The 11,267-nt window shown below is 40.3% G+C and carries 12 protein-coding genes; 8 read left to right on the forward strand and 4 right to left on the reverse strand.

The features are described from left to right. Positions 1–75 precede the first annotated feature (75 nt). Positions 76–1,362 (forward strand): tyrosine--tRNA ligase, encoded by a 1,287-nt coding sequence (gene tyrS, locus ACK1I8_RS01990; protein ID WP_412467695.1) that lies wholly within the window; start codon positions 76–78, stop codon positions 1,360–1,362. A 556-nt stretch (positions 1,363–1,918) separates the two neighbouring features. Here tyrS and ACK1I8_RS01995 read toward each other — a convergent pair. Further along, a complete protein-coding gene (locus tag ACK1I8_RS01995) occupies positions 1,919–3,121 on the reverse strand; it encodes a GTP-binding protein (protein ID WP_412467696.1) in 1,203 nt (400 codons plus the stop codon). Between the two features lie 85 nt (positions 3,122–3,206). Here ACK1I8_RS01995 and ACK1I8_RS02000 point away from each other — a divergent pair, with 85 nt between their 5' ends. The 7 genes from ACK1I8_RS02000 to ACK1I8_RS02030 all read left to right on the forward strand — a co-directional run bounded on the left by ACK1I8_RS02000 (position 3,207) and on the right by ACK1I8_RS02030 (position 7,407). Further along, positions 3,207–3,602, forward strand: a complete 396-nt coding sequence (locus tag ACK1I8_RS02000; protein WP_412467697.1) for a MerC domain-containing protein — start codon at positions 3,207–3,209, stop codon at positions 3,600–3,602. Between the two features lie 175 nt (positions 3,603–3,777). Beyond that, the gene (locus tag ACK1I8_RS02005; RefSeq protein ID WP_412467698.1) at positions 3,778–4,404 is read left to right on the forward strand and encodes an ABC transporter ATP-binding protein; all 627 of its coding nucleotides are present in this window, start codon (positions 3,778–3,780) and stop codon (positions 4,402–4,404) included. Continuing rightward, positions 4,404–5,615 carry an ABC transporter permease gene (locus tag ACK1I8_RS02010; RefSeq protein WP_412467699.1) on the forward strand — a complete coding sequence of 404 codons (1,212 nt, stop codon included), beginning with the start codon at positions 4,404–4,406 and terminating at the stop codon, positions 5,613–5,615. The genes ACK1I8_RS02005 and ACK1I8_RS02010 overlap by 1 nt, the downstream gene beginning before the upstream one ends. 3 nt (positions 5,616–5,618) lie before the next feature. After that, a complete protein-coding gene (locus tag ACK1I8_RS02015; protein ID WP_412467700.1) occupies positions 5,619–6,056 on the forward strand; it encodes a hypothetical protein in 438 nt (145 codons plus the stop codon). Positions 6,057–6,068: 12 nt separating this feature from the next. After that, a complete protein-coding gene (locus tag ACK1I8_RS02020) occupies positions 6,069–6,503 on the forward strand; it encodes a hypothetical protein (protein WP_412467701.1) in 435 nt (144 codons plus the stop codon). Then, on the forward strand, positions 6,500–6,949 hold the full coding sequence (locus ACK1I8_RS02025; RefSeq protein ID WP_412467702.1) for a hypothetical protein: 450 nt from the start codon (positions 6,500–6,502) through the stop codon (positions 6,947–6,949). The genes ACK1I8_RS02020 and ACK1I8_RS02025 overlap by 4 nt, the downstream gene beginning before the upstream one ends. A gap of 20 nt (positions 6,950–6,969) precedes the next feature. Beyond that, the gene (locus ACK1I8_RS02030; protein ID WP_412467703.1) at positions 6,970–7,407 is read left to right on the forward strand and encodes a Fur family transcriptional regulator; all 438 of its coding nucleotides are present in this window, start codon (positions 6,970–6,972) and stop codon (positions 7,405–7,407) included. A 3-nt stretch (positions 7,408–7,410) separates the two neighbouring features. On the opposite strand, the gene ACK1I8_RS02035 is transcribed toward ACK1I8_RS02030, so the two are convergent. Genes ACK1I8_RS02035 through ACK1I8_RS02045 form a run of 3 tightly spaced genes read right to left on the reverse strand, consistent with a single transcriptional unit; the run spans position 7,411 to position 11,209 of the window. Next, the gene (locus ACK1I8_RS02035) at positions 7,411–8,394 is read right to left on the reverse strand and encodes an acyl transferase (RefSeq protein ID WP_412467704.1); all 984 of its coding nucleotides are present in this window, start codon (positions 8,392–8,394) and stop codon (positions 7,411–7,413) included. Positions 8,395–8,413: 19 nt separating this feature from the next. Beyond that, positions 8,414–8,773, reverse strand: a complete 360-nt coding sequence (locus ACK1I8_RS02040) for a hypothetical protein (RefSeq protein WP_412467705.1) — start codon at positions 8,771–8,773, stop codon at positions 8,414–8,416. A 6-nt stretch (positions 8,774–8,779) separates the two neighbouring features. Further along, entirely contained in the window at positions 8,780–11,209 is a 2,430-nt protein-coding gene (locus ACK1I8_RS02045; protein ID WP_412467706.1) for a penicillin acylase family protein, read from the reverse strand. Positions 11,210–11,267: the final 58 nt, after the last annotated feature.

The raw sequence follows: 11,267 nt of genomic DNA on the forward strand, positions 1-11,267 counted from the left end.
TACAAAACCAACTAATTTGCTTTAAACTAAGCTAAAATTTTATCTTTGCACGCACATTATTAAAGTGTTTGTACAATGACGAATTTTGTTGAAGAGTTAAGATGGCGTGGCATGCTGCATGATATTATGCCGGATACTGAAGAAAAGTTAAACGAAGGTATGACCTCTGGTTATATCGGTTTTGACCCTACTGCAGATTCGTTGCACGTTGGTCACTTAACGCAGATCATGACACTGATCCATTTTCAAAATGCCGGTCACAAGCCCTTTGCTTTGGTTGGTGGTGCTACCGGTATGGTGGGCGATCCATCTGGCAAGTCTGATGAACGTAATCTTCAGACCCCTGAAATGATTGAACACAACCTAAAGGGGATGAAAAAGCAATTGGCTAAATTCTTAAAATTTGAAGAAGGTGGAAACGGTGCGGTAATGGTTAACAATGCCGATTGGTTTAAGGATATGAACCTGTTTACCTTTATCAGGGATGTAGGTAAACACATCACCGTAAACTACATGATGGCAAAAGATAGTGTTAAAAGACGTTTGGAAGGTGATTCAGGTCTGTCTTTTACCGAATTCTGTTATCAGTTAATCCAGGGTTATGATTTCTATCATTTGTGGAAAAACGAAAACTGTTTGGTACAGATGGGCGGATCCGATCAATGGGGGAATATTGTTACCGGTACCGAACTGATCAGAAGAAAAGATGCCGGCACAGCTTATGCCATAACAACACAATTGATTAAAAAGGCAGACGGAACTAAATTTGGTAAAACCGAAAGCGGTGCGGTTTGGCTAGATCCGGAGAAAACTTCTCCCTATAAATTCTACCAATTTTGGTTAAATGCATCAGATGATGATGTGAAAAAATGGATCCGTATTTTTACGCTTAAAAATAAAGAAGAAATCGAAGCCCTGGAAAGGGAGCATGATGCTGCACCGCATCTGCGTATCCTGCAAAAAGCTTTAGCAGAAGATATTACGGTTAAAACCCACTCTGTTGAAGCTTTAGAAACGGCTATTAAAACATCTGAGTTTTTATTTGGCAATGGATCGTTGGAATTTTTAAAAACTTTAACCGAAAAGCAGGTATTGGAAATGTTCGAGGGTATTCCCCAATTTAACATCTCGAAATCTGAATTGGCCAACGGGATTGATGCGGCTACCTTACTTGCAGAAAAAGCGACCGTTTTCTCTTCTAAAGGCGAAACGAAAAAACTGATACAAGGCGGTGGTGTTTCCGTAAATAAAGAAAAAATAGTTGATGCAATGCAGGTTTTTAATACTGCAAACCTGATCAATGATCAATTTATTGTGGTACAAAAAGGGAAGAAAAACTATTTTCTTTTAATTGCCGGATAATATTTCGGGCTCAATGAAACAGATCATAGATCTGTTCGCTGGGCTCGAATTTAAAATTCAAAAAGGAAATTGTCTCCCACAACCGCCGCTGTTAAACTCATATTTCTCGTGAATTAAGAAAAGCGGATGATGAGGTGATCTCAACATCACTTCATTGTTTTGGTTGTTATAGTAGTCAGTTATATATCTGTCCGAAAAGGTCCTTCACTGCGTTCACGATGGCAAAGGCAAATCTTAAATAACTGCTATACAAAAAAACACCCTTAACTCACGCTAATTAAATACATAAAACTTGTTAAAGCACTTATAACACTTGTACCGTTTGGCAGAAATCCATGGCATAAGGGTTTTAAAGATAAAACCTCTGGGGATCCGATAAGTTTCAAAATTCTTACACTTCGGACATGACAAGCGAGTTTTAACCAGTGTTAATTCTTCTGAAGATTTCATAATAAGTATAAGTTTGATTGGATAAATCAAATTTATGCAAAATAAAATATTAGAATATCATCAAAAAACTACCATTTTAACTATTTTATCGACTTATTTTTATCTTTTAAGTCAAAATACGCTCAAAAGGGTTCTTAAAGCTGTTTTCTGCTTTATAAATTTTAATTTCTGTATCGGTTAAAAGACAATATTCCAGCGATTTTTTTAATTCTTCATTGTCCATCTCCTGTCCGATAAAAACCAGTTCGTTTTTGCGATCTCCGAAATCATTATCCCATTCCACCTCAATTTCGGTTCTGTTTTCCAGGTAGTCTGTATATTGTTCACGTTCGTGCTGCGGCATACTCGCCCACCAAACCCCAGCCAGATCAATACGCAACGAGCCACCCGCTTGCGAGAAATTAATGGCCTTTTCGGGCATGGCTGCCAAATGGAAAATTCCTTTCGAACGGATAATGTTTTGTGGAAACTCCCTATTAAGATAGAGCCATAATCTTTCAGGATGAAAAGGTTTTTTAGCGCGGAATACGGTCGAACTTATCCCATATTCTTCCGTTTCGGGCAGATGGATTTCTTCCAGTTCTCTTTTCCATCCGGCGCCTTCTGATGCCGATTCAAAATCAAATAAGCCGGTATTTAAGATTAAAGCCGGATCTATTTCTCCAAAAAGGGTCTGATAAATCTTTGCTGCAGGGTTAAGTTTGGCAATTAATGCTTTTAATACTTTAAGATCGGTTTCGCTTACCAGATCTGTTTTGTTCAATAAAATTACATTGGCAAATTCAATCTGGTCGGTAAGCAGGTTAACAATGGTACGACGGTCTGCCACATCATCAACCATATTACGGTCGGCAAGTTTATCGGCCGAGCCAAAATCTTTGTAAAAATTATAAGCATCCACAACAGTTACCATGGTATCTAACCGGCTAAATCTGCTCAGATCAATGCCCGAAGCCTCATCTATAAATGAAAAGGTTTGCGCTACCGGAATAGGTTCGGATATTCCGGTACTCTCTATTAACAGGTAATCGAACCGGTTTTCTTTTGCCAGTTTTTCTACTTCAATCATCAGGTCTTCCCGTAGTGTACAGCAGATGCAGCCATTGCTCATCTCTACCAGTTTTTCATCAGTTTTAGATAAGCTGTTTTGATTTTTAACCATGGCCGCATCAATGTTTACCTCACTCATGTCGTTTACAATAACCGCCACCTTTAAATCTTGCTTGTTTTTTAATATGGCGTTGAGCAGTGTGGTTTTGCCACTGCCAAGAAAACCGCTCAATACGGTTACAGGTAATTTCTTTATCATTTTAATGCAATTATGTTGCAAATATAATGTTGATTATTTTAAATGCAACTAAATTGCTTTTATATTTGAGCATAAATTTATTGGAATGAAACAACGGCTATACAAAATCAACCTCGACCGGATAGGCATTACAGCCTCCACACTTTGTGCTATACATTGTGCTGCATTACCTTTTTTAATTACCGTATTGCCCATGTGGGGTATGGAGTTTCTGGCCAATGAGGCTGTTGAAATTGCAATGGTAGCAGTTTCTCTGGTTATCGGTATATGGAGTCTTAGTTCGGCTTACCGGAAACAACATCGCCGCATTTTACCAATTTTGGTGCTTATTGCCGGCTTTGCCTGTATTGCCATGGGGCATTTTTCGGGGATTGAAATGTTGGAGCCCGTTTTGATCCCGTTGGGTGGCTTAACCATTGCTGTAGCGCATTTTATTAACCTGAAAATGTTAAAATCCTGTCCGATTGATCATCAACACTGAAAATATCCTTATCCTGGTATGTCTAAAAATTATAAAATCATTTTTGTTCCGGCTTTACTGTTTATAGCTATGTTGAACCCCGCCTGCAGGCATGGCACAGATGATGGCATGGCGATTTACAGGCGTTATGCGATCAAAAATATCGTCGTAAAAAAAATGCAAAAAAAGCTGCATCATGATTAACATCAAATCATTGTCTCATGTTTATGAACAGGGAAGACGAATAAAATTTCCGGATTGGGAAATTGCAGATATGGATCAATGGCTTTTACTGGGCGCGTCAGGCAGTGGCAAGAGTACCTTGCTCAACATCATTTCCGGTTTGCTAAAGCCTACAGCTGGTAAAATTCTGATCAATGATACAGACTTATATGCGTTAACAGCTAGAAATATGGATCGCTTCAGAGGGAGACATATTGGCATTATTTTTCAGCGTCCGCACCTCATCCGGTCCCTTCACGTACTGGATAACCTCGAGCTTGCTGCGGTCATGGCTGGCCTCCCTGTTGATCGGGAAAGGAACCTGCAGCTTTTACATGATCTTGGTATTGAAGACCAGGCAAAGCGCTATCCTGATGAGTTGAGCCAGGGGCAACTACAACGTGTTTCGGTAGCAAGGGGTCTGGTAAACAAGCCTGATTTACTGATTGCTGACGAACCCACATCAAGCCTGGATGATGATAATGCGGTACAGGTAGTGAAAATGCTGACCAGCCAGGCTAAAGATAATGGTGCTGCACTGATTATCGCTACGCACGATCAGCGAGTTCGTGACCATATTGGTAAAACTTATCTACTCTAATGAATATTTTAAAAATCAGCGGTAAAAATCTGGTCAGAAATAAACTGACGACCATCCTGAACATTATTTTGGTTGCTTTTGGGGTTGGCATCTTATCTATTCTTTTTCTTGCATCGAACCAGATTGGCCATAAACTCGAAGAAAATGCGAAGGACATTGATCTTGTAGTTGGTGCAAAGGGAAGTCCATTGCAGCTGATATTGAGCAGTATTTACCATATTGACTATCCAACCGGTAATATTCCGGCTAAAGAGGCTGCTCAGCTGGCACGTAACCCCATGGTTAAACGAGCCGTTCCATTGGCATTGGGTGATAATTACAATGGATACCGTATTGTGGGTACCGATACCTCTTTTATTAATCTTTATGGCTTGGCTGTACAGAAGGGAAGTTTTTGGAGAAAGGATTTAGAGGTAACGATTGGCAGTACGGTAGCTTCAGACGCCAAACTGAGGATTGGCGATTCTTTTTTCGGTGCCCATGGGTTAACGGGCAGTGACGATATTCATAAGCAGCATGCCTATGTGGTAAAAGGTATATTAAAACCCCAGGGAAATATTACCGATAATCTCATCCTGACCAATATTGGCAGTGTATACAAAATGCATGAAGAAAAACATGGGGAAAGCCACCACGCGCCGACAACAGAAGCCAAAGAGATTAACGATAAACAGATTACTGCATTGTTGATCCAGTATAAATCACCGATGTCGGTTATTCTTTTTCCCCGTATGGTTAATCAGAGTACCCATATGCAGGCTGCCTCTCCGGCAATGGAAAGTGCAAGATTGTTTTCATTAATTGGTGTCGGTATTGATACCCTGAAATGGTTTGCCATTTTTATTATGGGGGTCGCAGCACTGAGCATTTTTATCAGCCTTTATAATGCGATGAAAGAACGAAAATACGACCTGGCCATTATGCGTTGTTTAGGGGCATCAAAATTTAAGCTATTTTTTCTGGTCATATTTGAAGGGGTTTTGGTAACCTTCATCGGCACCTTTTTGGGATTGTTCATCGGGCATGTAGCCCTGGAGCTAATCGGAATTTATCAGGAAACTTCGCAGGCAAAATTAACAGGACTTACTGCCTTTGCACAAGAAATATATCTGATCTGGATCGGACTGTTTATCGGCGCTTTGGCTTCGCTTATTCCGGCTATGCAGATTTACAAAGTTGATATTGCTGCAACATTAACGAAAGACCGTTAAGTAATGAAGAAATTGGTTTTTTTAGTTTTTTTATGTTTAGGTTTCCGGGAATTGGCTGCGCAGGTGAAGGTACATACCGACATGCGCACGCCAACCTGGAATTTAATCGGGCTAAGGTACGATGCCGAAATTGCGCCACGAAAATGGGGGAGTGTTTTTCCGCCAGCATTAAAAGCGTTAAACAATAAGATAATTGAACTGCCCGGTTACATCATCCCAACAAAGGTGGGTTCGAAATTCAGCGAATTTATGCTCTCTATTGTACCCATTGCCTCCTGCCCATATTGTGGTACGGGCGATATCCCATCAATGGTACAGGTAAAGATGTTAAAAGCGGTCTCCATTACCGAAAAACCAATTAAGCTTAGGGGAATCTTCATCATCAACGATTCTGGCGATGATAGAAGTGAATTTTTTCTTTTAAATGCGAAACAATTATAAGCTCATTCAATCATGAAGAAATGTATGCTGATATTTTTGGTTTTAACTTCCATTAACACCGTTGCACAGGTAGCTGTTCATACCGAATTGCGCACCGCTACCTGGAACCTTATCGGCCTAAAATACGATAAGCAGATCAAGCCCTTGGTTTGGCGGCCCGTTTTCCCACCCTCATTAAAGGCTATTCATAATCAGATAATTGAACTTCCAGGATATATTATTCCTACCAAAGTTGGCAATAGCTTTAACGAATTTATGTTTTCGATGGTACCGATTGCCTCCTGCCCGTATTGTGGTACAGGCGATATCCCATCAATGATAGAAGTGAAGACTTTAAAGCCTATTAAATGGACGGAAGAACCCATTACACTTCGGGGAAAATTTATGATCAATGATTCAGGTGATAACCGGTCTACCTTTTTTCTTTTAGATGCCGTAAAAAAATGAAACATTTATCTGTTATTTTTATTCTATTTTCAGTTTGTACAGCCTCTGCACAAATGCAAAAACATAATCCAAAAGATCAGTTACGGTCTTTAAACTGGGATGTAATTGGCTCAGTAAAGTTTGAACTGACGGATAAGAACGAACTTTTGCCTATTTTTACAGAAACGATCAGGCGTTTTGAAAATAAGGAATTTGGTTTAACGGGTTATCTGATACCTATAAAAAGCGGACAGAAACAGCAGAAATTTCTTTTGGCGACCCTACCCATCAATCAATGTTATTTTTGCGGACAAAATGGTATTCCGGTGATGATTATGGTTGAGATGGAAAATGCAGTGCCATATAGTGAAAAACCCATTCAGGTACGGGGAATTTTAAAATTAGAAGAAAAGGATGCGAGTTATAAGCCCCCAATAACCATCAAAAATGCCAAACTCATATATTAATTGCTTATTTTTGTATTGCTATGGAAGATAATACTGCACGTTTCGAAAAACTTTTGGTTAAGAATGGACTTAAAAGAACTGCTCCGCGCTTGCAGGTGCTGGAAATTTTGAGTGGAAGGGATTCTGCAACGTCTCAACCTTATTTAGAGCAGGTGATGGGAAAGGATGCAGACCGTGTTACCTTGTACCGCGTTTTGCAGGCTTTTGAAGAAAAAGGGATTATCCATAAGGTTTTAGACCAGCAGGGAACAGCCAATTATGCCATTTGTTCGGATGGTTGCAGTGCGCATGAGCATCATGATGAGCATGTACATTTTAACTGCGACAAATGCCATAAGATTTACTGTTTAGATACCGTTAAAATTCCGGCATTGAAAGTTCCGGCTGGATTTAAGGTAGATCGTCTTAATCTGATTGCTACGGGTTTATGTGCCAGTTGCGCTGATAAGATAAATTAAGAATTACTGTACCAAAAGATTACATCCCCTGATATCGGCATGATCAAACCGGCCTAAAACTTCAAAACTTTGATCAGGATTGATTCGGCCCAGATCCTGTGTGGCAATAAATGAACATGAATTGATATTCGCCAGGTCGATCACATTGATGCCGCCCGTCCTGCCGGTTTTAATTAAACTTAAAGGATCATTGGTGTCGCGGATCAAAACCTTCATCCAGCCCGGGCAGTTGAAAATACCTTCACCTAAAGAATAGGCTTGAGAAAGTAGTTCGGTCATTCCGTATTCGCTATGGATGGTTTTTACGCCAAATCCTTTTGTTAACTGCTCATGAAGTTCTTCGCGTACCATTTCTTTACGTTTTCCCTTCATTCCGCCGGTTTCCATTACAATCAGCTCAGGAAAATTGATGTCGTATTGTTCTATAAAATCAAGCAGCGCATAGGTTACGCCAATTAAAACTGTCCGCTGTTTTTTGGTTTTCAGATCGAGCAGCGTCTGCAACAGATCTTCATGGTTATATAAAAAATAACCACTTTGTGGGTGACCGCTCTTTTCGATCAGATCGTTTACCATGTAAATTAATGATGAACCTGATCTTTGTTGATAAGAAGGTAACAATGCCAGAAAGCAATATTCAGATACATCCCCGTAAAACTGCGCAAAAGCCTGCAGGTAACTCTGTTCATATAACTTAACATCGGTTACATGATGACTGCTTTGGATCATACCCGTTGTACCTGAGCTGCTGAAGGTAATTTCTACAGGTTGATTACTGCTAATAACAGCGTGGCTTTTAAAAAAGCTGATGGGTAAGAATGGAATCTTTTCAATTTCGGTTACCTCATCTGCATGAATACCTAAGTGGAAGATATATTCGCGGTAAATATTGCAATTTTGAGCCTGTAACTTAAAAATATTTAAGGCAAGGGTGTTAAATGTATTACTGTCTTTTACAGAAAATATCTCGCTAGTGGTTAAATTCACAGGACAAAAGTACAAAGCATTATGCTATTTTCTCGTCAGTTTTTTTAGCCAGCATCGCCATGCGGAACTGATAGCCGCAATAACCGCTAATTCCGGCCACCAAACCGCTTAAAATACCTGTAATCAATAGCAATACCCACCATATTTTTATACCGGTCATTACCGCCACACGGCCGGCGAGTACATTATCGTTAGGCAGGCTCTTAAATAAAGCATATCCGATCCAAAGCACAAAAACAGCAAAAAAAGATTGCCAAAACGCTATTTTTCCTGTTTTGCCGATAATACCACAGGTGGCAAAAGAAATGACGATGATGACCCACCAGGGGGCAACCATTTGTAAAAGGAAACAGATGATTAATATAACAATGAAAACCATTTCAACCTATTTAGAAATTTTTAAACGAGAAATAACTGTACCCGATTGATCATCAGGACTTTGCATGTAAAACAGATCGTACAATTTGCCATTTGCCCAGGTACCGATCATATTATCATAAAATTTGCTTCCAGGATTACCCGATTGACCACCAGGATAAACACCATGCCCTTTTGGCGTTTTACCCAGCTCAATCACCATTCGCCAGGAAGGTCCGTTGGTTTCGCTCAAAGCATTAATGGTGCTTTTGGCACCGCCAATCTGTAAAACCCTTGAGCCGAATCCAGGTATTTTGGCCAGATGCGGTACATTGGTCTGTTTTACATTTGCCCAGTCCCAATCTTTATTTATTGGTCCGAAGCGCCTTTCCAGGCTATCGCAGCTAAATTTAAAGGCTTCGTTAACCAAGTCAGATAGTGTTTCCTTTTTATTGGTGTTGATATTATCGTACCAGGTTGCATTGGGTTCTTTCAGGATCATCTCTACCGTACGGTCTCTCGAGGGGTAACGCATCGGAACACCTTTGATTTCAAATTCATCTGCCCATATATCATACAATAAACGTTTGGTCCAAATTTCGAACACACTGGCTGCAATTTCGTGTGCATCATAACGTTTATTCCATTTGCGCAGATAAGCCAATGCCTCTTTTTGTGTGGCATTTAATTGTTCATTGTTCAACAAAGGTAGTAATGCAGGCACCAGGTTTTGTGCCAGAATACTATAGTTGTCTGTTTGCATCAATCGGATACTGTCTAAAGTGGCTTTGTTCATCACTGATAAACGATCGTTAATGCGTTTACCCCGCTCATAGGGGGCAAATTCCCAGTTAATGTAGTATGGATAAGTGGTATCGGTAGAAGACTGATTGGCCGAACTCACAAAACCGCGTGGCGGATTTTTAACTGTCGGGTTCTGTGCATTTGGGATCCAGCCTTGCCAATCGTAAGCAGGATCAGTTCCATCCAGTATAAATTTCCCCTGATCTTTCCATTTTAAAGGAAATTTACCATTTGGCGTAATGGCGATATCGTTATCGACACTGGCAAAAACGAAGTTCTGTGCAGGCGCTGTATAAAAAGTTAATGCCTTGCGGTAATCGTTATAGTTTTTACCCCGGTTAAGGTAATAAAAAGTCATGAGTTCATTCGATTCATCATGTGCAATCCACCGGAGTGCATCGCCAACAGGTACATTGTCTGCCCTGCCGTATTTGGGTTTCTGGAAATACACTACCGGGCCATGGTGGGTATAATAAACCGTATCTACTTCATCTTTTCCACCACGTATCTTAATGGTCTCCAGCCGCTTGCTAGTAGCATTCCATTTATGGTTATACCAATATTCGTTATGGGTCGAATCCTTAAATCTGATTTGATAAAAATCGAGTACGTCAGCAGCAACGTTGGTTACTCCCCAGGCTATTTTTTGGTTAAAGCCAATGATTACGCCAGGGGCACCAGGTAAAGAAACACCATAGGTATTTACGCCGGGTGCATGTAGCTGAATCTGGTACCAGATGGATGGAAGTGTTAAATCTAAATGTGGATCGTTGGCCAAGATTGGATATCCTGATGCCGTTTTACTACCGGATAATGCCCAGTTATTACTTCCGATACCTTCAACTTTTTCGGTTGTTCTAACTTCGCCGGTTTGGGCCTGTGTGAAGCTTTCCGGTGTTTTAGGTATGGGTAAGGGAGAAAAATTCCATTTTGTGCCGACAGGAATAATCGGATCTTCGCGGAAAGGATAATCCGGAAAGAGATTTTTAGTTACCTCCGGACCGAATTTTTTCAGGATGTTGGTCATATAAAATTCGTCAGATCCCATGGCCAATACTGCCGACATCTGTTTTAACAGTAATGCACATTTCACAGGTGTCCAATTTTCGGGTTTAAAATCCAGGATTTTATATTCTAAGGGGTAATTGGCTTTAGAAAGTGTTTTGATGTAGGCATTAATCCCTTCGGTATAAGCTAAGATCATTTCTTTTGCTTTAGGATCTGCCATCATCCCTTTTAAAGAATTTTCAGCGCCATAAACCATGCCCATCCGGCGTTGATACCGGTCTACCTCTATCGCTTTACTGCCCACCACTTCACTAATTCTTCCAGCTGCAAAACGGGTCTGAAAATCCATTTGCCAAAGGCGGTGCATAGCGGTAACATAACCTTGTGCCAGATACAGATCGTGATCGTTCTGGGCAAAAATATGCGGAATCATGCGGTCGTCAAAAACGATTTCAATTTTATCAATTGCCCCTTTTATCTTCGCTTTATGGTTAAACATAAAATGATTGTTCTCTGCATTTTGCCAGAAACCCATAAAAGGATTTAGAAATTTTAATAATGGGGGCGTATTGCCTAATTTCGTATTAAATAAAAAAGCTAATGCGATCGGGATGACGATGCAGAACAGGGCTTTAATTTTATTCATAATGGTTAGCTAACAAGTCTTTCGCTAAGATAGGGCAAAATGACGGTTTATGTCTAGC

This window comes from Pedobacter sp. KLB.chiD (genome assembly GCF_047040275.1).
In the GTDB taxonomy this organism is placed as follows: domain Bacteria; phylum Bacteroidota; class Bacteroidia; order Sphingobacteriales; family Sphingobacteriaceae; genus Pedobacter.

Bases quoted from the DNA above. Each gene is read 5' to 3' on its own strand.
- tyrS (WP_412467695.1), top strand. From the start codon at position 76: ATGACGAATTTTGTTGAAGAGTTAAGATGGCGTGGCATGCTGCATGAT.
- ACK1I8_RS02030 (WP_412467703.1), top strand. From the start codon at position 6,970: ATGGAAGATAATACTGCACGTTTCGAAAAACTTTTGGTTAAGAATGGA.
- ACK1I8_RS02045 (WP_412467706.1), bottom strand. From the start codon at position 11,209: ATGAATAAAATTAAAGCCCTGTTCTGCATCGTCATCCCGATCGCATTA.
- ACK1I8_RS02020 (WP_412467701.1), top strand. From the start codon at position 6,069: ATGAAGAAATGTATGCTGATATTTTTGGTTTTAACTTCCATTAACACC.
- ACK1I8_RS02005 (WP_412467698.1), top strand. From the start codon at position 3,778: ATGATTAACATCAAATCATTGTCTCATGTTTATGAACAGGGAAGACGA.
- ACK1I8_RS01995 (WP_412467696.1), bottom strand. From the start codon at position 3,121: ATGATAAAGAAATTACCTGTAACCGTATTGAGCGGTTTTCTTGGCAGT.
- ACK1I8_RS02000 (WP_412467697.1), top strand. From the start codon at position 3,207: ATGAAACAACGGCTATACAAAATCAACCTCGACCGGATAGGCATTACA.
- ACK1I8_RS02010 (WP_412467699.1), top strand. From the start codon at position 4,404: ATGAATATTTTAAAAATCAGCGGTAAAAATCTGGTCAGAAATAAACTG.
- ACK1I8_RS02015 (WP_412467700.1), top strand. From the start codon at position 5,619: ATGAAGAAATTGGTTTTTTTAGTTTTTTTATGTTTAGGTTTCCGGGAA.
- ACK1I8_RS02025 (WP_412467702.1), top strand. From the start codon at position 6,500: ATGAAACATTTATCTGTTATTTTTATTCTATTTTCAGTTTGTACAGCC.
- ACK1I8_RS02040 (WP_412467705.1), bottom strand. From the start codon at position 8,773: ATGGTTTTCATTGTTATATTAATCATCTGTTTCCTTTTACAAATGGTT.